This is a genomic window from Streptomyces sp. NPDC058221, from assembly GCF_042882365.1.
GTDB lineage: Bacteria > Actinomycetota > Actinomycetes > Streptomycetales > Streptomycetaceae > Streptomyces.
Genome location: NZ_JBHVWF010000042.1, coordinates 1 through 22417 on the forward strand (window position 1 = coordinate 1; position 22417 = coordinate 22417).

At 69.7% G+C, this 22417-nt stretch carries 20 protein-coding genes; 5 read left to right on the forward strand and 15 right to left on the reverse strand.

What is annotated here, in order from left to right:
* Positions 1–46: 46 nt before the first annotated feature.
* Both ACFVW8_RS16060 and ACFVW8_RS16065 read right to left on the reverse strand, forming a co-directional pair.
* Entirely contained in the window at positions 47–2422 is a 2376-nt protein-coding gene (locus ACFVW8_RS16060) for a discoidin domain-containing protein (RefSeq protein WP_389690261.1), read from the reverse strand.
* A 345-nt stretch (positions 2423–2767) separates the two neighbouring features.
* Complete coding sequence (locus ACFVW8_RS16065) at positions 2768–3670, reverse strand: TIGR03564 family F420-dependent LLM class oxidoreductase (protein ID WP_389690263.1); 903 nt, start codon at positions 3668–3670, stop codon at positions 2768–2770.
* Positions 3671–3776: 106 nt separating this feature from the next.
* Between ACFVW8_RS16065 and ACFVW8_RS16070 the strand changes: the two genes are divergently transcribed.
* The 4 genes from ACFVW8_RS16070 (at position 3777) to ACFVW8_RS16085 (ending at position 5765) form a co-directional block, all read left to right on the forward strand.
* Positions 3777–4304, forward strand: coding sequence for a TetR/AcrR family transcriptional regulator (locus tag ACFVW8_RS16070; RefSeq protein WP_389690265.1), 528 nt, complete (start codon positions 3777–3779; stop codon positions 4302–4304).
* Between the two features lie 116 nt (positions 4305–4420).
* Positions 4421–4843 (forward strand): hypothetical protein, encoded by a 423-nt coding sequence (locus ACFVW8_RS16075; protein WP_389690267.1) that lies wholly within the window; start codon positions 4421–4423, stop codon positions 4841–4843.
* Positions 4843–5550: a DUF6338 family protein gene (locus ACFVW8_RS16080; protein WP_389690269.1), complete on the forward strand. Its 708-nt coding sequence runs from the start codon at positions 4843–4845 to the stop codon at positions 5548–5550. Before ACFVW8_RS16075 ends, ACFVW8_RS16080 begins: the two co-directional genes overlap by 1 nt.
* The gene (locus ACFVW8_RS16085) at positions 5547–5765 is read left to right on the forward strand and encodes a hypothetical protein (protein ID WP_389690271.1); all 219 of its coding nucleotides are present in this window, start codon (positions 5547–5549) and stop codon (positions 5763–5765) included. The genes ACFVW8_RS16080 and ACFVW8_RS16085 overlap by 4 nt, the downstream gene beginning before the upstream one ends.
* A gap of 16 nt (positions 5766–5781) precedes the next feature.
* On the opposite strand, the gene ACFVW8_RS16090 is transcribed toward ACFVW8_RS16085, so the two are convergent.
* From ACFVW8_RS16090 to ACFVW8_RS16145, 12 genes are all read right to left on the reverse strand, one after another.
* Entirely contained in the window at positions 5782–8616 is a 2835-nt protein-coding gene (locus ACFVW8_RS16090; protein WP_389690273.1) for a CHAT domain-containing protein, read from the reverse strand.
* A 187-nt stretch (positions 8617–8803) separates the two neighbouring features.
* Entirely contained in the window at positions 8804–8932 is a 129-nt protein-coding gene (locus ACFVW8_RS16095) for an LPFR motif small protein (protein ID WP_389690275.1), read from the reverse strand.
* A gap of 287 nt (positions 8933–9219) precedes the next feature.
* The gene (gene pssA, locus ACFVW8_RS16100; protein ID WP_389690277.1) at positions 9220–10074 is read right to left on the reverse strand and encodes a CDP-diacylglycerol--serine O-phosphatidyltransferase; all 855 of its coding nucleotides are present in this window, start codon (positions 10072–10074) and stop codon (positions 9220–9222) included.
* Entirely contained in the window at positions 10061–10708 is a 648-nt protein-coding gene (locus ACFVW8_RS16105; RefSeq protein ID WP_024489890.1) for a phosphatidylserine decarboxylase, read from the reverse strand. Before ACFVW8_RS16105 ends, pssA begins: the two co-directional genes overlap by 14 nt.
* Before the next feature lie 181 nt (positions 10709–10889).
* The gene (locus ACFVW8_RS16110) at positions 10890–12095 is read right to left on the reverse strand and encodes an acyl-CoA dehydrogenase family protein (protein WP_389690279.1); all 1206 of its coding nucleotides are present in this window, start codon (positions 12093–12095) and stop codon (positions 10890–10892) included.
* Positions 12092–12625 (reverse strand): MaoC family dehydratase, encoded by a 534-nt coding sequence (locus tag ACFVW8_RS16115; RefSeq protein ID WP_389690281.1) that lies wholly within the window; start codon positions 12623–12625, stop codon positions 12092–12094. The genes ACFVW8_RS16110 and ACFVW8_RS16115 overlap by 4 nt, the downstream gene beginning before the upstream one ends.
* Position 12626: 1 nt before the next feature.
* Positions 12627–13589, reverse strand: coding sequence for an HpcH/HpaI aldolase/citrate lyase family protein (locus tag ACFVW8_RS16120; protein ID WP_389690283.1), 963 nt, complete (start codon positions 13587–13589; stop codon positions 12627–12629).
* Positions 13586–15598 carry a protein meaA gene (locus ACFVW8_RS16125; protein ID WP_389690285.1) on the reverse strand — a complete coding sequence of 671 codons (2013 nt, stop codon included), beginning with the start codon at positions 15596–15598 and terminating at the stop codon, positions 13586–13588. The genes ACFVW8_RS16120 and ACFVW8_RS16125 overlap by 4 nt, the downstream gene beginning before the upstream one ends.
* 1 nt (position 15599) lies before the next feature.
* A complete protein-coding gene (gene ccrA / locus ACFVW8_RS16130) occupies positions 15600–16937 on the reverse strand; it encodes a crotonyl-CoA carboxylase/reductase (RefSeq protein ID WP_389690287.1) in 1338 nt (445 codons plus the stop codon).
* A 356-nt stretch (positions 16938–17293) separates the two neighbouring features.
* Entirely contained in the window at positions 17294–18097 is an 804-nt protein-coding gene (locus tag ACFVW8_RS16135) for a GNAT family N-acetyltransferase (protein WP_389690289.1), read from the reverse strand.
* A gap of 137 nt (positions 18098–18234) precedes the next feature.
* Positions 18235–19050: a TetR family transcriptional regulator gene (locus tag ACFVW8_RS16140; protein ID WP_389690291.1), complete on the reverse strand. Its 816-nt coding sequence runs from the start codon at positions 19048–19050 to the stop codon at positions 18235–18237.
* 91 nt (positions 19051–19141) lie between these two features.
* Positions 19142–20923, reverse strand: a complete 1782-nt coding sequence (locus ACFVW8_RS16145) for a 3-hydroxyacyl-CoA dehydrogenase family protein (RefSeq protein WP_389690293.1) — start codon at positions 20921–20923, stop codon at positions 19142–19144.
* Between the two features lie 369 nt (positions 20924–21292).
* Between ACFVW8_RS16145 and ACFVW8_RS16150 the strand changes: the two genes are divergently transcribed.
* On the forward strand, positions 21293–21865 hold the full coding sequence (locus tag ACFVW8_RS16150; protein WP_389690295.1) for an adenylosuccinate lyase: 573 nt from the start codon (positions 21293–21295) through the stop codon (positions 21863–21865).
* A gap of 14 nt (positions 21866–21879) precedes the next feature.
* Here the strand turns inward: ACFVW8_RS16150 and ACFVW8_RS16155 are convergent, their stop codons facing one another.
* Positions 21880–22392, reverse strand: a complete 513-nt coding sequence (locus tag ACFVW8_RS16155; RefSeq protein WP_389690345.1) for a GNAT family N-acetyltransferase — start codon at positions 22390–22392, stop codon at positions 21880–21882.
* Between the last annotated feature and the right edge of the window lie 25 nt (positions 22393–22417).

The following is a 22417-nucleotide window of genomic DNA, read 5'->3' on the forward strand; positions in this document are numbered from 1 at the left end:
GACGTACGCGCTGAGCGCTCCGTCCGGCGACCTGCTCGTGCCGTGGTCAGCCGGTGGTGTACGCCTCTACTTCGGAGAGCTGCGCCGCCGGCCATCCGGTGTTTCCGGTGAAGGACAGCCGCAGATAGCGGGCCGACGTGCCGGGCAGGGTGACGGTCGCCTTGTTCCCGCTCGACGGGTCGAAGGTGTAACCCGCCGACGCCTTGAGCGGGTTGAACGTGTCGTTGTCGGTGCTGCCCGACACGCTCAGGGTCTGCGTGCGAGTGGCCCAGGCGGCCGCCGGCGGCAGCTTCAGGACCAGCCGCTTGACGGCCTCGGCGGCCCCCAGGTCCACGGTGACGGTCTGCGGGAACGCGTTGTTGGCGCTCTCCCAGTAGGTGTTCGCGCTGCCGTCCACCGCGTTGGACGCGCCGTACACGTCCGCATGGCTCGACGCGGTGACCGTACGGCCCTGGGCCAGGTTGCCGGTGTCGGCCGGCGGGTCGGTGGGGGGATCGGTCGGGTCGGTGGGCGGGTCTGTGGGGGGATCCGTCGGACCACTGCCGCCCTGCGGCACACCGCCGTTGGTCCACACCGGGTCCGGCCAGGTGCCGGTGCAGGCCGGCGGGTCGGCGTACCAGCCGGAGTTGCCCGTGCCCCGAGTGATCTCGAAACCGCTGCCGACACAGTTGTGGATCGGGTTGGACTGCGCGATGTGCGTGGCCACGACATTGGTGAACGTGGCCGTGCCCGGGGACTGGATCTGCAGTGCGTAGGTACCGGCACCGTCGATCTTGATGTTGTTGAAGTGCAGCCCGTTGGTCGCGCCCTCGATGAGGTGGATCGCGGCGTAGGAGCTGTCGAGTATCTCGGTGTCGGAGATGTTGATGGTGGCGTTGATCGGCTCGTTGAGCCCGCTGAACCAGATCGCGCCGACGCCGAACTGCCAGTTGAAGTCGTTGTTCCCGGTCCGGATCAGGGTGTTGCGGGCCGCTGTGGTGGTTCCCGAAACGGCCGTGCCCTGGCCCGAGTTGACCCCAGGATAGCGGTTGGCGATGTGCAGCCCGCCACCGTTGGTGATGGTGTCCGACATGACGTTGTCGGAGATCGTGATGTCCTTGCCGCCGTACGTCACGATGTTGTTGGCGAGGATCGGCAGGACCACGGTGTTGAACGTGAACTTGTTCTTCACGTTCGGCACGTTCTCCGCCCACATGGCCAGACCGTCGTCACCGGAGTTGCGGACGAAGGTGTTCGTCACGGTGGAGTTGGTGACGCCGTAGTGGAAGTTCACTCCGTCCGCGGTCTGGTCCAGGATGCGGCTGTTCTTGATGGTGAGGTTGTCCATCGGGCCGTCCATCCAGGCGCCGCACTTGGTGTGCTGCATCCAGATGTTGTCGACCGTGGAGTCCGACAGGGCACCGCCGATGGCGTTGACCTGGTCGTCGTCCACCCGCTCCTGGATGTCGCCGATGATGGCGAAGTCCTTGAGCGTGACGTCGCTGCTCCCGCCGTCCTTGGCGTACTTGCCGTAGACACCGACGGCCTTGCTCCGGTTCGAGGGGTCGCGCCCGGTCAGGACGGAGTACCAGGGGCCGGCGCCGCGCAGTGTCACCTTGTCCACGACGATGTGGTCGCGGACCTGGAAGGTGCCCTGCGGGATGTAGACCTCCTTGCCCTGCTCCTTGCCCGCGTCCACGGCCGCCTGGATCTTGGCGGTCGAGTCCGCGTCCCCGGTCGGGTCGGCGCCGAAGTCGGAGACGACGTCGAGTGCGCCCGAGGGCTTGGCCGTCGGCGCGGCCACCTGCTCGAAGTCCGCCAGGTCGATGGTGAACGACGGAGACGCGGAGGTGGAGGAGACCTGCAGCCGGACCTTCGTGCCGGCGGCGAGCGTCGACCCGAACATCGTCCGGGCCTCGTCGTAGAAGTGGTGGGGATTGGTGTCGCCCGGGTTGTTGTTGAAGGGGTAACCGCCGTAGTACCAGCCGTACTTGGAGGTGACGGGCACTGCCTTCGGCGATGCGCCGTTCACCGTGACGTCGATCGAGGCGTCCCGGCCCGACCCGGCGGCGTTGTCCGGCAGCGAGTACCGGAACGACATCGCGTTCGCCGGTGCGGTGAGCGTGAACTCCACGTACTCACCGACGGCGTCAAGTGTCACCGCCTGCCGGCCCGAGGCCTCGGAAGGCAGCGTGCCGTACAGCCGGTTCGGGCCGATCAGCGTGCCGTTGGTGGCCGCGTACTCGGCTTCCTGTTCCTTGAACGGAACGGTCGCACCGCGACCGGGAACCGCGACGGGGGAAGGGGCGGGGACCCCCGCCGCCTGGGCGGGCGGAGCGCTGGACAGGACCACGGCGGCGGCGGTGCCGAACGCGGCGAGTGCCAGTGAGAGCGAGGCGGATATGGAGCGTCTGAGCAACTGGCGTCTGGGAGTTGGGGTCACGTGGCAGTCGTCCTTGCGGCTCGTGGGGCTCTTCGGACGCCCCACAGGCTAGGAGCAGTGCCGCAAGGAAGTCTATGCCGATGCGCAAGATTCCACTTAGGTTACTCAAATTCATGACTCAAACCTGTGAAGAATGGGTGATGTGCGAGGCGCGGACGTCGGTGTGGGTGACCGGCGATGCGCGGGGCGCGTGCCGAGTCTCGTCGGGCCGCGCGTGCAAGGGGCTTCGGGGAGGGTCGGTGTGGCAGTCAAGGATGGGGTGCAAATCCTTTGCATTGATGCGTAAAAAACGGCTGACACCGAGGGAGTGGCGGCCGGCAGGTCGGCCGCCATCGGCCCCGGTGCTCAGCGGTGTCGGATGCGGGAGAGCAGTTCCAGCGTCCGGGCCTTCTCGGTTGCGTCGCCGACCCTGCTGACCAGCAGGTCTGTCGCGCCGGCGGCAGCGAAGGCGCGGATTCCCGCAGCCACGGTGTCCTCGTCGCCCGCCAGGACCGTCTCGTGTACGCCGGACATCCCCTGGCGGTCCAGGAGCGTTCGGTAGGCGGGCAGTTGGGAGGCGGGGCCCAGCTGGGCCGCGACGCCGGCGCGCACCCCTTCGGGGTCGGTGGTCACGCAGGCCGGTACTCCGGCCACGATGCGCGGTGCGCGGCGGCCGGCCGCCGCCGCGGCCTCCTCGATGCGCGGCCTGACATGTTCGGCGATCGTTCGCGGGGTCGCCCAGACAGTGACGGTTCCGTCGGCCAACTCGCCTGCCGTGCGCAGCATCACCGGTCCCAGCGCGGAGACCAGGACCGGTGGCGGCGTGGCGCCCGGCACCGTGATCTCGGCCTTCGTGCGGAGCGTTTCGCCGCGGTGGTCCACGGGCTCACCGCGCAGAAGAGGCATCAGTGCCGACAGGTACTCGCGGGTGTGCAGTGCCGGGCGGTCGTAGGCCAGTCCGAACTGGCCCTCGATGACGGCGGCGTGGCTCGGGCCGATGCCGAGCGTGAACCGGTTGCCGGTGGCCGCCTGGACGGTGAGCGCCTGAGTGGCCAGGGCGATCGGGTGCCGTGGGTACGTCTGGACCACCGCCGTGCCCAGTTCGATATCAGGTGCGCACTGCCCCGCCAGGGCCGCGACCGTCAGTGCGTCCCAGCGGAAGACCTGACTGAAGAAGGCGCTGTCCAGCCGTGCTTGCGCCGCGGCACGCACCTCTGCGAGCGCTTCCGTCACGCCGGGCGCCTGGCCGACGTACAGACCGATCCGCATGAACCCTCCAGTAAGCTGAATTCTCGATTCACTTTCCGGCCGCCCGGGACTCTACCGTAAAGTGAAGGCGTAGTTCATGTTCTTGGGCCGACGGAGGAAGCGGAACGTGCGAGCCGACGCGCAGCGCAATCGTGAACTGATCGTCGCGGCGGCGCTGGAGGTGTTCACCGAGTGCGGCGCCGATGCGTCGATGGACCGGGTCGCCAGAACCGCCGGGCTGAGTGTCGGCGCGCTCTACCGGCACTTCCCCGACCGGCGGGCGCTGCTGGAACACATCGCGACGGATGCCCTGAGCGACCTGCTGGCCTTCGGCCGCGCCGCCTCCGCCGAGCAGAGCGCCACCCGGTGGGAGGTGCTGGTGCGACTGGTCGCCCACTGCACGGTTCTGCCGCTGGCCATGACCAAGTCGCTCCTGGGTGACATCGGCGCCCATGTTCGGCTGGCCGCGCTGGCCGCCGAATCGGACGCACTGTTCGAGGAGCTTGCGCGCGGGGCGCAACAAGAGGGTGATCTGCGCGGGGATGTTGCTCCGCGGGCGGTGATCGGTGTGCTGAATACCGCGGTCTGCCGTCCGGGCGCCCGCGTCGACGACCCGCTGGTCACGGTGGTCCTCGACGGCCTGAAGGCCCGGTGACCGGAAACCCTCCGCCCATGCAATCACCCGAACGAGGGACCTCTGTGGCCCCGGGACGTGACTAGCATTTCCTGCAGGCGTCCACGGGCGTACAGACGGGTGGGGGGAGTCGGTTCATGCATGTACCGGAGCCGGTGGTGTACGGGCTGGTGCTGGCCCTTGTGGTCCTGTCGCCCCTGATCGGCTTCGGCCGGGCCAAATGGGTAGCGGTCCTGACCCTGCTGGATATCGGTGAGTACCGGGTGCTCATGGAGAAGGACCCCTTCACGATGGCGGTGGCCGTCACCGCGTTGCTGGGGGCTCTTCTGCTGCTCGCGGAGATGTCCATTGCGAGCGGGCTGTCGGGCGCCCTGTGGCTGTTCTGCGGGGTGCTGGTGGCGCTGGCCTTCGCCCGGAAGTCGGAGACCGCCGACTTGATCGTGCACGCGAGGCCCTGGGTGGCGGTCTCGACGGGGGTGGCCGCGGGTGCGCTGGCCGTCCGGGCGCGGCGGGCCAGGCTGATCGCGCACGACCCGTCCGAAGGTATGCGGGGTACGTGATGGGGCAGTCCCCGTCCACCGTCCTCCAGATCGTCCTGCTGGTGCTGTTCGTCCTCCCGGGGGTCACCTACCAGTTCCTGCGGGAGCGCTGGCGCGGCCCCGTCCCCGGCGAACAAGACCTGGGGGAGAGGGTGTTGCGGGCAGTGGCGGCCTCCGTCGTGCTCGACACCCTGTATCTGGTGGCGGCAGGGCCCGAGTTGGTGAGGCTCACCCGGCGCACCTGGGCGGACGGCTGGGGAGCGGCCGCACAGCAACCGCGGCCGGCCGGGCTGCTGGGGCTGGTGCTGTTCGTCGTCGTGCCGGCTGTGGCGGCGGGCGGTGTCACCTGGTGGCAGCGGAGAAGGCGGCCCGCGCGCTACGGGTCGACGCCCACGGCCTGGGACCATCTGTTCCGCCGCTCCGGCCCCTGCTTCGTGCGCATGCGGCTGCGGGACGGCGCGTGGGTGGGCGGCTGGTACGGGAGCAGGTCGTACGCCACCTCGTATCCACAGGCGCCCGAGATCTACCTCGAATCGGCGTGGCTGATGAGGCCCGACGGCAGCTTCGTCCGGCCCGTCCGGGACAGTGCGGGGATCCATGTCCGCGCGGCCGACACCGATGTGCTGGAGCTCCTCTCCCCGCCCACCGCCGCCGTCACGCCGCCCGACACCGCTCGGACAGCCGTCCCGGCCGTGCCGGCCGCCCGAACCACCGAGGAGCCGAGATGACCGCGTCCCGGGCCGAAGAGCCGGAACTGACCGAATTCGAGAAGAAGTTGCTCAAGAAGGGCGCCGGGGAGTACCGGGGATACACGCCGGGCGCGAGCCTGCCCGAACCGACGCGTGGCCCCTCGGACCCGGCAGGGGTCTCCGCTCCGCCGCGTGATACCGACACGGTCGCACGGCAGTCCGAGCCTGTGGACGCGCCGTCGGACGGGGCCTGAGCTCCCCGCTCGTCGTTCAGCAGCCCACATGCAGATAACTCGCCCAGAACTGCGGCCTGTTGGGGCACAGTTCACGAACCGCCAGGGTGGCGCGGTGTACCGCGGCCGCCGCGTCGACCGGCACGTCGCGCCGAACCGCGTCCGCCAGCTCCGCATAGACCTTCTCGGCGAACACGGAGCTGACCTCGTCCTCGGCCGGCCACAGCGTCGCGATGACATGGCGGTAACCCGCCAGTTGGAAGGCCGAGGCCAGATGGATGGCCTCGTCCGCATGACGCGGCGCGGTGCGGGCGGTGTCGCACGAGGACAGATAGGCGAGTTCGGGGCTCCCCAGGTCGAGCCCGGACACGTCCTCGACGGTCAGCAGGTTTTGATGGTGGTCGTGCAGGAGCAGCCCGCCGCGTGAGGGGACGTCCGGATCGGACACCGTATGGCAGGCGAAGTGGGCCCAGGAGTGGCGCGGGAGCGCCCTGAGGACCCGCTCCCGGGTCGCCTCCGCGTTACTGAGACGGACGGTATCCGGGAAGAGCCCCCGCACCATCCGCGCCTCCGCCTCGGCGCCGCTGAGCGGACTCGCGCCGGGGGTGCTGGACATGGTGACCGCGAGGGGCACTCGCTGTCCCGAGGGAGCGGCTCGGGCGGCACGGGCGGTGGCCAGGGACCGAACCGTGGGCGTGTAGGAGGAGACCACCCGGTCGAGCAGGGAGCGGGTGCCGTCGTGGTGTCCGGCGGCGTGGACCGGCAGCAGGGCGAGCGATCCGGTCGGCACCCACCACACGCGGGGCAGGTCCTGACCACGACGGGCGCCGTGCAGGTCCTTGAGAGCGTTCAGTACGGGCTCCGCCAGGACGTCCCACAGCCAGCCGAGCACCTCCTGCACGACCTCGGCCCGCTCCGACTCGTCTGCGCTCGCGGGGTCCAGTGCCGAGTCCAGAGTGCGTTGCCGGTGCTCGGCCTCGTCCGGGGTGACGTGCAGCGGGACGGAACGGATGCCGTCGGGGGCGACGATGACGGCATCGGAGCGGTACCGGCTCACGTTCAGATACACGACGGCGCCCTCGGCAGCCCCGGCGAGCAGCCGCTGCGGGGAGGGCGGCCCGGCGAAGTCCGTGAGCCCGTCGAGCGACCGGATCTCCCGCAGCAGCACGTCCCAGCGCTCGCCCTCCTCGCGACGCCGGAAGCGGCAGCCCGAGGCATCGGCTGCGAGCCGTTCGGTACGTCCCTCGGCGAGAGCCGCCCGCAGCTCCTCGAACTCCCGCGCCAGTGAGGGATCGAGGGCCCGCAGCTCGCCGATGTCGGCCCGCAGGTCCAGTTCCCGGGAGAGCAGTACGCCCCGCCCCAGCTCCAGCATCGCGACCGCTCGCTCGGGCGCACCCTCGGCGAGGGCGCAGGCGGCGGCGTCCGCCGCGATTCCGGTGTAGCGGCCGAGCCGGTCCTCCTGGTCGGCTCGGCGCAGTTCGCGGCCGGCCAGCCGGGGCAGCAGGCCGATGACGGTCTCGAACGCCGTCACCGCGTCCTGGTACCGGGTGGCCGAGGCGGCGATGTCGCTCCAGAGCAGTCCGGCCCGCATCCGCGTCGGCACGTCGGCCCTCGGGTGGGTCGCGGCCGCCCGCGCCGCGTCGAGCGCCGACTCCAGGCGCCCCGTACGGCCCGGACCGTCGCCGTCCGGCGCGTCGGCCGTGTCGTACTGGCTGCGGTCGCGGAGCGCCAGCGCCGCGACGACCTGGTACACCGCCCGTTCGGGGGCGTCGTCCGGAGCCGTGCGCAGAGCCCGCTCGCTCAGGCCGACGGCCTCGTCCAGATCGGCCGTGGGCGGCTGCCGGTCCTGACCCGCGCGCAGTCCGTGCCGGGTACGCAGTGCCAGGCCGAGGTTGCTCAGACATGTCGCGAACAGCGCCTCACTCGGCTCGAGCGTCTCCAGAGCCTCCCGTCCCAGCTTCACCGCCCTGTCGACATCCGAGAGGTCACCGGTCCGTTTTCCCCGCTGCACGAGCAGGTAGCAGAGCGTGGTCCGGTCCGCCGCGCGCCGGTCGCCGCGGCGGTCCGCCCACTCCACCGCCGCCGACACCTGGGCCACGGCCCGTTCCAGGACGTCCATGTCGTCGGTGCGCAGGAACTCGCTGTGCAGTGCGGCGCCGAACTGACCGCATGTACCGGGGAAGTACGGGCTGCGGCGGGGGACGAGCCCGACGGAATCGCGCCCGGCTGCGACGGCCCGTGTCAGATCGTCCGCCGCGCCGAGATGGTCGTAGCGCAGCCGTAACGCGGTGCTGAGCTGACAGAGCAACCTGCCCCGGGTCTGGCGTGTGCCACGGTCCCCCTCGGCCCGCGCACCGGCCTCGACGGCCTCGTCGAGATCGCGCAGTCGGCCGAGCCGCTCGTACCGCATCCGCACGGCCCTGACCAGCCCGGTGACATGACCGAGATGGGAGGAGTGGCCCACGGTCTGCCGGGCGGCGGTGCGGAAGTCCTCGACGGCCAGGTCCAGAACGGCCAGATCATCCGAAGCGGCGTAGCTGCGCAGCCGCTCCTCACCGGAGGCCGCGTGCTCGCTCGCCGCCTGCGGGTCGTTCGCCGCGTTGGCGCGCTGCTCCGGCGTGGTCAGCTGAAGACGTGCGAAGGCGACCGTGCCCGCCACTGTCGCCGAGACATAGGTCGACGGCCCGTACCAGGAGGGAGTGGAGCCGGGAAACAGCCAGACGCCCTCCTCCACCAGCTGCGACACGACGAATCCCAGGATGCCCCAGGACATGCGGCCGCTCGACTTTCCGACGAGCCGGTCACCGGCGCAGAGAAAGAAAAGCATGGTCAGCGTTCCGAGCACGCCGATCGCCAGTGGCCAGTCCGACATTCGCTGCGCTGCCCCTCGTCCGAGCCCGCCGTGTCCCGACGGTGCCTTCGCGTTGGCACCGTACAGCTGCGCCCGGCCCGGAAACAGGGAAGTCTCCGTAAGAGGGAGCGGCAGCGGGCGCAGCGTGGCATATCAGGGAGTGCGACCCGCGCACGGATGGGGTTGTGGGGGCGCGGGATTTCAGATGTCAGCCGTGGCGGTGCGCGGTGTCGGAAGCACCGCCGAAGAGCCGGCCGATCGCCCGGAAGGGCAGGCTGACAACAGTGGCGACGGCGCCACCGATCGAACGGAAAACGTCTGCGATTGCCTTGAGCATGTGACTTTCCTTCCCGTGGTCCCGCCGTAAGTGGGTCCGGGTTGTGCAGTCGGGCGGACTTGTCGCGTACCCCGGGCTCCGGTGGTAAAACGTGCGCACGCATTCAGGTGCTCACTCGCTTTTCCGTACCACCTTCTGAATAGCCGGCCGACTCGTCGCGGGTTACCGGCCCTTTCAGCGTACGCCCGAATTCCGGATCGGTTTTTCTCTTTGCTGTGCCATGCGAGAGGGCCCCGATGCTGGGGAGCATCCGGGCCCTCGTTTCGTGCATGACGTGCGTGCGCCGTTTACGGCAGTTGTGCCGCCCGTGCCTCGCGCCGGTTGTCGCGGAACGTGTTCACCCGGCGGGCGGTCGCGAAGAGCGGGATGACCGCACCGAGGACCACCTGGAGCGCGCAGCCGGTCTGGAGCAGCAGCTGACCGCCGGGGGCATCGAACGCCCATGCGGCCAGCAGCCCCATCGCGGCCACGATCCAGCCGAGCATCGCCACCGCGAGGACACCTCGCGGCTTGGGGTACTCGACCCGGCTGACCATCAGCCATGCCACTCCGATGATCGCGAGCAGCGTCGGGACGAAGGGCAGCTCCAGGAGCACGACCGAGATCACCGTGAGCGCACCGAAGGGGCTCGGCATGCCCTGGAACATGCCGTCCTTCAAGGTCACGCAGGAGAATCTCGCAAGCCTGAGCACCACCGCCAGCAGCACGACGATCGCCGCCAGGGCCGAGACCCGCTGGTGCGCGTCGTCCGCGACCATGCCGTACACGAGGACGAAGTACGCCGGGGCGAGTCCGAAGCTGACCAGGTCCGAGAGGTTGTCCAGCTCGGCACCCATCGGCGAGGAGCGCAGCTTGCGGGCCACGAGTCCGTCGAACAGGTCGAAGATGGCTGCCATCAGCATGAGGATCACGGCAGTGGCCGCGGAGTGCCGGGCCATGCCGCTCTCGTCGCTGCCCGTGAGGTGCGGGATGAGAATGCCCGTGGTGGTGAAGTACACCGCCATGAAGCCGCACGTGGCGTTACCGAGGGTGAGGGTGTCCGCTATCGACAGCCGCATCGAGAGCGGCATGTTCTCGGTGTCGTCCGCCTCGTCGGCCTCGGGCACCCAGCCTGCCTGTGTCTCAGGATCAATCACGGTCAATTCGAGTCACCCCCGCGGTGGTGGCCTGGCCGACCTCGACCGCGACATCGATACCTTCCGGAAGGTAGATGTCGACCCGGGAGCCGAAGCGGATCAGGCCGATCCGCTCACCCTGGTCCACCTTCGTGCCCTGCGGGACATAGGGCACGATGCGGCGGGCGACGGCGCCCGCGATCTGCACCATCTCGATGTCGCCGAGCTCGGTGTCGAAGTGCCAGACAACGCGCTCGTTGTTCTCGCTCTCCTTGTTGAACGCCGGGACGAAGCCACCGGGGATGTGCTCGACCGATGTCACCGTGCCGGCCAGTGGCGCCCGGTTGACATGGACATTGAGCGGGCTCATGAAGATCGCGACGCGGGTACGCCCGTCCTTCCACGGCATGATGCTCTGCACCACGCCGTCGGCCGGTGAGATGACGCGCCCCTGGGTGATCTCGCGCTCGGGGTCGCGGAAGAACCACAGCATGCCCGCCGCAAGCGCGGTGGTGGGCACGGCCACCGCCGCCCAGCGCCCGGACCTGCGGGCCCGGGACAGGCTGAGTGCGGCGGTGGCGACGGTCGGGAGGAGCCACGGCGAAGCTCCGCGTGCAAGGCGGACCCCGCCGCGTGGTGCAGAGGTATGGCTGTCGGGCATGGATGACCTTCGTAGCGGATGATGCCGCGCTGGCAACGGGGGACGGCGGCTTTTCCGGCGATGTTATCGGTTGCGGACCGCAACTGGGCAAGCCAGCAGCCGAGTCGGACGTCTGGAAGGCACCGGATGAGGATGACAGGGTGTGATCTTCTTCGCGATTAAATCACCGCGAAGTGGACAATCAGCCCTGGAACCGGTACTCCTCGAGGAGTCGGCGCCCGATGATCATTTTCTGGATCTCGGCGGTACCTTCACCGATCAGCAGCATCGGGGCCTCCCGGTAGAGGCGCTCGATCTCGTACTCCTTGGAGAAGCCGTAACCGCCGTGGATCCGGAAGGCGTCCTCGACGACTTCCTTGCAGTACTCGGAGGCGAGGTACTTCGCCATCCCTGCCTCCAGGTCGTTTCGTTCCCCGGAGTCCTTTTTGCGCGCTGCATTTACCATCATCGCATGCGCAGCTTCGACCTTGGTGGCCATTTCGGCCAGCTTGAACTGGATCGCCTGGTGCTGCGCGATCGGCTTTCCGAAGGTGTGGCGCTGCTGTGCGTAGGAAACGCCCAGCTCGAATGCACGCTGTGCGACGCCGCAGCCACGTGCGGCGACATTCACCCGGCCGACCTCCACGCCGTCCATCATTTGGTAAAACCCTCGGCCGGTGGTGCCGCCGAGGACGCGATTGGCCGGAATGTGTAGTCCGTCCATGATGAGTTCCGTCGTGTCGACGCCCTTGTAACCCATCTTGTCGATCTTCCCGGGGATCGTGAGGCCCGGCCGCACCTCACCGAATCCGGGCTCCTTCTCCACCAGGAAGGTCGTCATCGACTTGTGCGGAGGCGTGCCCTCGGGGTGGCCTTCGTCACTCCGGCACAGCACGGCGACGAGATTGGATGTGCCGCCGTTCGTCAGCCACATCTTCTGGCCGTTCAGTACGTACTCGTCACCGTCCCTGACGCCCTTCGAGCTGATCGCGGAGACGTCGGAGCCCAGGGCCGGCTCGGACATCGAGAACGCGCCGCGCACCTCGCCCAGCGCCATCCGCGGCAGGAAGGTGTCCTTCTGCTCCTGCGTGCCGTGCTGCTTGAGCATGTACGCCACGATGAAGTGCGTGTTGATGATCCCCGACACACTCATCCAGCCGCGGGCGATCTCCTCCACGCACAGCGCATAGGTGAGCAGCGACTCACCCAGACCGCCGTACTCCTCGGGAATCATCAGCCCGAAAAGTCCGAGCTCCTTGAGGCCCTCGACGATTTCGGTCGGGTACTCGTCGCGGTGCTCCAGCTGGGTCGCGACCGGAATGATCTCCTTGTCGACGAAATCCCGGACCGTCGAGAGGATTTCCTGCTGGACATCGCTGAGCCCGGCAGTCTGGGCGAGTCGGGTCATGGCTGCTTCTCCACGTTCTTCTGCGAAGGCTGCTTCGGCTCCGGGCGGCCGGGCTGTTCCCCGCCCCGCTCCTTGATGTACGTCTCCGTGGGGACCATCACCTTGCGGCGGAACACGCAGATCAGTGTCCCGTCCTGCTTGTATCCCCGGGTTTCCACATAAACGATTCCGCGGTCGCTCTTGGACTTCGAAGGAGTCTTGTCCAGAACGGTCGTCTCGCCGTAGACCGTGTCGCCGTGGAACGTAGGCGCGACGTGTTTGAGCGACTCGACCTCCAGGTTGGCGATCGCCTTTCCGGAGACGTCCGGCACCGACATGCCGAGCAGGAGCGAGTAGATGTAGTTGCCGACGACAACGTTCTTGCCGAAATCGGTCGTGCTCTCCGCGTAGTTGCTGTCCATGTGCAGCGGGTGATGATTCATGGTCAACAGGCAGAAGAGGTGGTCGTCGTATTCGGTGACGGTCTTTCCGGGCCAGTGCTTGTAGATCGCACCGACTTCGAATTCCTCGTATGTGCGTCCGAACTGCATATCAGGCCTCCGGCGCTTCGAACTTGGAGGTTCGCTCCATGCCGGCGGCCCGGCCCTTGCCCGCGATGACCAGGGCCATCTTCCGGCTGGCCTCGTCGATCATCTCGTCGCCGAGCATCGCCGAGCCCTTCTTGCCGCCTTCCTCGGAGGTGCACCAGTCGTAGGCGTCGAGGATCAGCTCCGCGTGGTCGTAGTCCTCCTGCGAGGGCGAGAACACCTCGTTGGCGGCGTCGACCTGACCGGGGTGCAGCACCCACTTGCCGTCGAAGCCGAGGGCCGCCGCACGGCCCGCGACCTCGCGGTACGCGTCCACGTCCCGGATCTGGAGGAACGGCCCGTCGATCGCCTGGAGGTCGTGGGTGCGTGCCGCCATCAGAATGCGCATCAGGATGTAGTGGTAGGCGTCCGCGCCGTACCCGGGCGGCTGCTGGCCGACGACCAGGGTCTTCATGTTGATCGAGGCCATGAAGTCGGCCGGGCCGAAGATCAGGGTCTCCAACCGGGGTGAGGCGCCGGCGATGTCGTCGATGTTCACCAGGCCCTTGGCGTTCTCGATCTGCGCCTCGATGCCGATCTTCCCTACCTCGAAGCCCATCGTCTTCTCGATCTGGGTGAGCAGCAGGTCCAGGGCGACGACCTGCTGGGCGTCCTGGACCTTCGGCAGCATGATGCAGTCGAGGTTCGGGCCCGCGCCCTCGACGACCGTGATGACGTCGCGGTAGGTCCAGTGCGTCGTCCAGTCGTTGACCCGCACGACCCGGGTCTTGCCGCTCCAGTCGCCGTTGTTGAGCGCGTCGACGATGTGGTGGCGGGCGCCCTCCTTGGCGAGCGGCGCGCAGGCGTCCTCCAGGTCGAGGAAGACCTGGTCGGCCGGGAGGCCCTGGGCCTTCTCCAGGAAGCGGGGGTTGCTTCCCGGTACCGCGAGACAGGAGCGGCGGGGGCGCAGGCGGTTGACGGCAGTCATGCGGGGACCTCCAGAGGGTCGAGCTTGTTCGCTTTCCGGATCTCGTCGACGATACGGCCGATGATCTCCGTGATACCGAAGTCCTTCGGGGTGAATACGGCTGCGACACCGGCACCGATCAGGGCGGCGGCGTCGGCGGGCGGGATGATCCCGCCGGCGATCACCGGGATGTCGCCGGCGCCGGTCCTGCGGAGCCTGGTCAGCACGTCGGGCACCAGCTCGGCGTGCGAACCGGACAGGATCGACAGGCCGACGCAGTGCACGTCCTCGGCGACGGCGGCCGAGACGATCTGTTCGGGCGTGAGGCGGATGCCCTGGTAGACGACCTCGAAACCGGCGTCGCGCGCGCGTACCGCGATCTGCTCCGCTCCGTTGGAGTGCCCGTCCAGGCCGGGCTTGCCGACCAGCAGCCGCAGCCGGCCCACGCCCAGGTCCTCGGCGGTCCGGGTGACCTTCTCGCGGACCAGGGCGAGCGGGGTGCCCGCCTCCGCCGTCACCGCCACCGGAGCGGACGACACCCCGGTCGGTGCGCGGAACTCGCCGAAGACGTCGCGCAGCGCCCAGGACCACTCGCCCGTGGTGACACCCGCGCGGGCGCACTCGACGGTGGCCTCCATCATGTTCTCGGTGCCGGCGGCGGCCTTCTTCAGGACGGCCAGCGCCTCGGTGGCGCGGGCCTCGTCGCGGTTGTCGCGCCACTCGTGGAGTGCCGCCACGACCTTGGCCTCGATCGAAGGGTCGACCGTCATGATCGCGGCGTCCAGGTCGGCGGTCAGCGGGTTGGGCTCGGTCGTCTCATAGATGTTGACACCGACGATCTTCTCCTCACCACCCTCGATCCGGGCCCGCCGCGCCGCGTGCGAGGAGACCAGTTCGGACTTGAGATAGCCGGACTCGACGGCCGCCATCGCGCCGCCCATCTGCTGGATCCGGTCGATCTCCGCGAGCGATTCGGTGACCAGCTCGTCCACCTTGGCCTCGATGACATGGGACCCGGCGAAGATGTCCTCGTACTCCAGCAGATCGCTCTCGTGGGCGAGTACCTGCTGGATACGGAGCGACCACTGCTGGTCCCAGGGGCGCGGCAGCCCGAGCGCCTCGTTCCAGGCGGGCAGCTGCACCGCACGGGCGCGGGCGTCCTTGGAGAGGGTGACGGCCAGCATCTCCAGCACGATCCGCTGGACGTTGTTCTCCGGCTGCGCCTCGGTCAGCCCCAGCGAGTTGACCTGGACGCCGTAGCGGAAGCGGCGCTGCTTGGCGTCGGTGATGCCGTAGCGCTCCCGGGTGATCTGGTCCCAGATGCGGCCGAAGGCGCGCATCTTGCACATCTCCTCGATGAAGCGGACACCCGCGTTCACGAAGAAGGAGATCCGTGCGACCACATCGCCGAACCTCTCCTCGGGCACCTGCCCGGAGTCGCGCACCGCGTCGAGGACCGAGACGGCCGTGGACATGGCGTACGCGATCTCCTGGACCGGGGTGGCCCCCGCCTCCTGCAGGTGGTAGCTGCAGATGTTGATCGGGTTCCACTTCGGGATGCGGTTGATCGTGTACGTGATCATGTCGGTGGTGAGCCGCAGCGAGGGGCCGGGCGGGAAGACGTGCGTCCCGCGCGACAGGTACTCCTTGACGATGTCGTTCTGGGTGGTGCCCTGCAGCTTGCCCGGGTCGGCGCCCTGTTCTTCGGCGACCACCTGATAGAGCGCCAGCAGCCACATCGCGGTGGCGTTGATCGTCATCGAGGTGTTCATCTGCTCCAGCGGGATGTCCTGGAACAGCCGGCGCATGTCACCGAGGTGCGAGACGGGCACGCCGACCCGGCCCACCTCGCCGCGGGCGAGGACGTGGTCGGGGTCGTACCCGGTCTGGGTCGGCAGGTCGAAGGCGACCGACAGGCCTGTCTGGCCCTTGGCGAGATTGCGCCGGTAGAGCTCGTTGGACGCCTCGGCGGTCGAGTGGCCCGCGTACGTCCGCATGAGCCAGGGGCGGTCCTTCTGACGGCCGGTCATGTCAGATGTTCCTGAATCGGTTGATGGCGTCGATGTGCTGCTCGCGCAGTTCCCCGTCGCGCACGCCCAGGCCCTCGGTGGGCGCCAGCGCCAGGACGCCGACCTTGCCCTGGTGGAGGTTGCGGTGCACGTCGTACGCGGCCTGGCCGGTGTCCTCCAGGGAGTAGACCTTCGACAGGGTCGGGTGGATCTTCCCCTTCGCGACCAGGCGGTTGGCCTCCCACGCCTCGCGGTAGTTGGCGAAGTGCGAGCCCACGATCTTCTTCAGCGACATCCACAGGTAGCGGTTGTCGTACTCGTGGGTGTAGCCCGAGGTCGAGGCGCAGGTGACGATCGTGCCGCCCTTGCGGGTCACGTACACACTCGCGCCGAAGGTCTCCCGGCCCGGGTGCTCGAAGACGATGTCGACGTCCTCACCGCCGGTCAGTTCGCGGATGCGCTTGCCGAACCGCTTCCACTCGCGCGGGTCCTGGTTGTGCTCGTCCTTCCAGAACCTGTATCCCTCGGCGTTGCGGTCGATGATCGCCTCGGCGCCCATCTTCCGGCAGATCTCCGCCTTCTGGTCGCTGGAGACGACACAGATCGGGTTGGCGCCGCCTGCCAGTGCGAACTGCGTGGCGTAGGAGCCGAGTCCGCCGCTGGCGCCCCAGATCAGCACGTTGTCGCCCTGCTTCATGCCCGCGCCGTTGCGCGAGACGAGCTGGCGGTAGGCGGTGGAGTTGACCAGGCCGGGGGCCGCCGCCTCCTCCCAGCTGAGGTGGTCCGGCTTCGGCATCAGCTGGTTGGACTTCACCAGGGCGACCTCGGCGAGCCCGCCGAAGTTGGTCTCGAAGCCCCAGATGCGCTGCTCGGGGTCGAGCATCGTGTCGTTGTGGCCGTCCGAGGACTCCAGTTCGACCGAGAGGCAGTGCGCGACGACCTCGTCACCGGGCTTCCAGGCGTTGACGCCGGGACCGGTGCGCAGGACGACGCCCGCCAGGTCGGAGCCGATGACGTGGTACGGGAGGTCGTGGCGCTTGCTGAGGTCGCTGAGCCTGCCGTACCGCTCCAGGAAGCCGAAGGTCGAGACGGGCTCGAAGATCGACGTCCACACGGAGTTGTAGTTGACCGAGCTGGCCATGACCGCCACCAGCGCCTCGCCCGGGCCGAGCTCGGGCACCGGCACGTCCTCGATGTGGAGGGACTTGCGGGGGTCCTTGTCACGGCTGGCGACGCCGGCGAACATCTCGGCCTCGTCCTTGTGCACGGTCACCGCGCGGTACGACTCGGGGATGGACAGTGCCGCGAAGTCCGCGGCCGTGCTGTCCTGCGACTGGATCGCGTCCAGGATTTCCTTCACGGTGTGCCTCCGGTGGCGCGGCGTCGAGGGAACGCTTGAGGGTCCTGCGGAGCAGGGGGAGCGGTGTTGCGTGGAGGTGTGCCGTCGGTTCGGCGGGTGATGCTCGGCTGTTTGCTCTGTGGAGCAGAAGGGTTTGCCTGTGACGCAGGCGTCCGGGCGCGCAGGCACCTGGCTTGCGGGGACAGCCGGCGTACGTGAGGTCTCTGCACGCCGGCCGCCCGGACGACTTCAACGTATGGCACTCCGTGACAGCTGACAAGGCACTGGGTGCCAGCAATTTCCCTCAATTGTCATCCGGGTGCCACGCATGAGCAACACGGGGAGCGTTTTGGTGTGTTGCGCCCCGTTGTGGGCGCTCAGGTGGTGGGGCGGTACACGTACGGGGTGGTGGTGGTCAGGGCCGTGAAGCCGAGGCGCTGCAGGATCGGGCGGCTCTGCTCGGTCGCGTCCACCTGGAGGTACCGGTAGCCGCGCTCGGCGGCGATCCGCGCCCGGAAGGCGATCAGGGCCCGGTAGACGCCCTGGCCGCGCCACGCCTCGACCGTGCCGCCGCCCCACAGCCCGGCGAAGCCGGTGCCGGGATACAGCTCCATCCTGGCCGAGCTCACCGGCTCGTCGCCTGCCATGGCGAGTACCCCCACGAAGTGGTCCGGGTCCTCCTTGAGCCGGGCCAGCACCTGGTGCCGCAGCCGGGGCAGGTCCGAGCCGAACGCCTGCTCATGGGCCCGGGCCAGCAGCTCCACATCGGCCTCGTCACGCACGGTACGCAGCCGGACGCCGTCGGGGAGCGCGACCTCGGCAGGAAGGTCCGCGGCGGGCGCGACCAGCAGGGTCTCCGGCTCCTCCGGCTCGAAACCGGCGGCCAGCAGCCGGGCCCCGAGATCGGCAGGGCGGTCGTGCGCGTACAGCTTCCACTCGAAGGCGTCGTACCCGAGCTCCGCGCAGTGGGCCAGCTGCGCGGCGATCGCCGCGTCCGCCCGCTCGGTGCCGAGGTTCGGGGACGACCAGACGACCCCGTTCCAGTCGTGGGCCCCGCCGACCTGCCGAACGACGTCGCCGGTGCGCTCGACGCGGACGCCGGGGCCGTCGGGGCGCGCGTGCTCGCGCATCTCCCGGTCGAACACGGCGAGCAGAGGGTGGCGGTCCTGGTTCGTGGTCATCCGCACACCACAGCACCGGACCGGGCCACCGGCAACCGCGTTTCCCGGCCGTCGGAGCCGTCGGAGCCGTCGGAGCCGTCGGGGCCGTCGGGGCCGTCGGAGCCGTGGTGGCGGCCCGGCGGGGTGTGCGGCGCCGCTCAGCGCTCCTTGAGCGCCTGCTGGATCGTGCGCATCACTTCGTCCAGTGGCGCGTCCGTGCGGGCCACGGCGACCAGCACCTCGCCCTCCGTGCTCACCGAGGCGGCCGGCGGCTTCGCCGGCTCGCTGCCGGCGGTCCGGCCCGCGCCGATCCCGGTTCCGAAGGTGTCCCGGACGATGGCGAAGGCCTGGTCCAGCTGGGCCTCCACGTCCCCCTGTCCGTCCGCGCGCAGCCAGCGGCGCAGCACGTGGTTGTGCGCGGTGACCACGGCGGACGCCGCGACCTCCGCCAGCAGCGGGTCGTCGTTGCCCGGATGCTGGTCGCGCTCGTCGAAGTGGCCCAGCAGATAGCGCGTGAACAGCCGCTCGTAGCGGGCCACCGACGCGATCTCGGCCTGCCGCAGGGTGGGCACCTCACGGGTCAGCTTGTAACGGGCCACGGAGACAGCGGGCTTCGCCGCGTACATCCGCATGACTTCCTTGATGCCCTGGCAGACCGTGTCGAGCGGGTGCTCGTGCGCGGGGGCGGCGTTCAGGACCGCCTCGGCCCGTACGAGCGTGTCGTCGTGGTCCGGGAAGATCGCCTCTTCCTTGGAGCGGAAGTGCCGGAAGAAGGTCCGCCGGGCGACGCCCGCGGCGCCCGCGATCTCGTCGACCGTCGTCGCCTCGTACCCCTTCGTGGCGAAGAGCTCCATCGCCGCGGCGGCCAGTTCGCGGCGCATTTTGAGCCGTTGGGCGGCGGCACGGGTGCCTGCGGCGCTTTCCGGGGCGTCGGGTGCGGTGGACACACGGGGGGACCTGGCGGGCTGGGACATGGTGTGAACGTACTGCATCAGTGCAGGGGAGTGCGCCTGTGGGGGCGGGCTGCCCGGAGGGCCGAGCAGCCCGCCCCACCCTGCTCCTCCGTCAGCGGCGGGCATATTCGCGGAAGCCGCGCCCCGTCTTGCGGCCGAGGCAGCCGGCGGCCACCAGGTGCTCCAGCAGCGGCGCCGGGGCCAGGCCGGGGTCGCGGAACTCGCTGTGCAGCACCTTCTCGATGGCCAGCGAGACATCGAGCCCCACGACGTCCAGGAGCTCGAAGGGGCCCATCGGGTAACCGCCGCCCAGCTTCATCGCGGCGTCGATGTCGTCCAGGGTCGCGTAGTGCTCCTCGACCATCTTGATCGCGTTGTTCAGGTACGGGAACAGCAGCGCGTTCACGATGAACCCGGCCCGGTCCCCGCAGTCCACCGGGTGCTTGCGCACCTTCACGCAGACCTCGCGGACCGTGGCGTGCACATCGTCGGCGGTGAGCACCGTACGGACCACCTCGACCAGCTTCATCGCGGGCGCCGGGTTGAAGAAGTGCATCCCGATGACGTCCTCGGGCCGCGAGGTGGCCCGGGCGATCGAGACCACCGGCAGCGAGGACGTGGTGGTGGCGAGCACCGCGCCCGGCCTGCACACCTTGTCCAGGGTGCCGAACAGCTGCTGCTTGACCAGCAGGTCCTCGGCCACGGCCTCGACCGCGAGATCGACCTCGCCGAGGGAGTCCAGCGAGCCCGCCGCGGTGATCCGGGCCAGCGTCTCGTCCCGCGCCCCGGCCGTCATCCGGCCCTTGGTGACCGAGCGCTCCAGGGACTTCGCGATCCGGCCCCTGGCGGTGTCCGCCTTGTCCTGGCTGCGCGCGGCGAGCACCACGTCGTAACCGGCCTTCGCGAAGACCTCGGCGATCCCCGAAGCCATCGTCCCGGAGCCGGCGACGCCCACCGAACGCACGGTGCGCCCGGCATCCGCCCCGCCGTCCCGGGAGGGCGTCAGCGCGTCCGGCACCACCGTCTGGCTGCCCGGCTCCGCGTACGTGTAGAAGCCGCGGCCCGTCTTGCGGCCGGTGAGCCCGGCCTCGCTGAGCTGGCCGAGGACGGGTGCGGGGGCGTGCAGCCGGTCGTGCGAGGCGGAGTACATCGCCTCCAGGACGGTACGGGCCGTATCGATGCCGATCAGGTCCAGCAGGGCGAGCGGGCCCATCGGCAGCCCGCAGCCCAGCTTCATCGCCGCGTCGATGTCCTCGCGGGAGGCGTAGTTCGCCTCGTACATCGCGGCCGCCTGGTTGAGGTAGCCGAACAGCAGGCCGTCGGCCACGAACCCCGGCCGGTCGCCGACCGCGACCGGCTCCTTGCCCAGCAGGCGGGCGAGCTCGGTGACCGCCACGACGGCGGGCGGCGCGGTCAGCACGGAGGAGACCACCTCGACCAGCTTCATCGCGGGCGCCGGGTTGAAGAAGTGCAGGCCCAGCACCCGCTCCGGGTGCTGCGACTCGGCGGCGAGCCGGGTCACCGACAGGGCGTTGGTGCCCGTGGCGAGGATCGCGGTGGGCGAGACGACCGCGTCGAGGTCCCGGAAGACCTGCTGCTTGATCTCGTACGTCTCGGGCACGACCTCGATGACCAGCTCCGCCTCGGCAGCGGCCCGGAGGTCGGAGAAGGTGCGGAACCGGGAGAGGATGTCGCGCCGTTCCTCCTCGGTGATCCGCTCGCGCTGCACGGCGCGTGCGGTGGAGGCCTCCAACGCGGCGACGGCCTGGCGTGCTGCCGCGTCACTGACGTCGATACCGATGACCTCGCGGCCGGATCGGGCGAGGACCTCGGCGATGCCGGTGCCCATCGTGCCGAGGCCGACGACGGCGATGGTGCTGAGCGGGGTGTCCATCACGGGACTCCAGGGATGAGTGACGACTGAGGGACGCACGGCGCGCGGCCGATGGGAGGGCCGGTGGCCCGGACCGCCGCACGGCGTGCGGGAGTTGCCTGTCGTGGTGCTCGGGTCCGGGCGCGAAGGGCGCGCCGGGACCGGGAAGGGGCGGCGGACTCTGTCCCGGAGTCACGCCTCGCAAAGCTGCCGAACCGACATTCACTCCGGGTGGCTGCGTCACCAGGCCACCGGAGCCGGCGGGGGAGTGTCCCGCTCACATGAGGTTAACCGGCGAGTAACGAGCGCGCCAGCCCTGGATCGTTATGGGCCACCTCACATTCACGCCACCCGTCGGTACGCTGCGTGGTCACCGATACGCTGACGGTCATGGACGAGGAGTACCGGTCGCTGACGCACCGGCTGGCCGACGAGGCGGGGGAGTCAGCGGCCTACCGCAGACTGCTCGCCACCGATGACGACGAGGAACTCGCGCAGGTCCTCGTCGAGCCCGAACGCCCGCTGTGGGCCCGCGAGATCGCTGCCTTCCGGCTGGGCTGCGGAGGAGACCGCCGGGCCTTCGAGACCCTGGTGCTGCTGCTCAACCACCGCGACCCGGAGCGCTGCGCCGGCGCCGCCCACGCCCTGGCCCGTCTCGGCGACCCGCGCACCCCGCGCGCAGCAGCCGCGCTCGCGACCAACTCCCTGCGCACGGCGTACGCCCTGTACCCGGTCCGGCTGCTCGGCGAACTGCGGGCACCGGAGTCCCTGCCGGCGCTGACGAGCACCCTGCGCAGACTGCTCGGGCCGGACGAACCGCACTGGCGGGTGGCGCTCGCCTGCGTCGAGGGACTGGGGCTGCTCGGCGACGCGCAGGCACGTCCGGTGCTGGAGGCGGCCCTGCCGCACCCCCGGCTGGGCGGCGCGGCCGAGGAGGCGCTCAGCAGGCTGCCGGCGGGATGAGGGGGCACGTCGGGTCAGTGCGCCCAGGAAGGGCCGAGAGAGCGTACGTAGCGCACCTCGGGCACCGGTACGCCGTCCACTTCGAAGGGCTCCTCCGCGCCGTCCGGGCGGAAGCCCGCGCGGGCGTAGAAGCGGCGGGCAGGCGCGTTCTCCCTGAGCACCCAGAGCGCCAGGTCCGGATAACCGGCCGCGGTGGCGCGCGCCAGCACCTCGGCCATCAGGGCCCGGCCGACCCCCGTCCCGGTCCTCTCCGGCGACACGTAGATCGCGTAGAGCTCGCCGCGTGCGAGCCGCCTGCCGTTCTCGCGGTACGGGCCGTACGCCGCCCAGCCGACGACGCCGCTGGCCGTCCGTTCGGCCACCACATTGACGACCTCACGGGCGGCGGTGAAGAAGCCGCGCCGCCGCTCCGCGTCCTCGGCGATGTCCATCGCGTCCAGATGCGTCTGCGGCATCAGCCCGGCGTACGCGCTCTGCCAGCCGCGTACCCGGACCGTCGCGACGGCCTCGCAGTCGTCGATGGTCATGTCCCGGACCAGCAGTTCGGGGGCG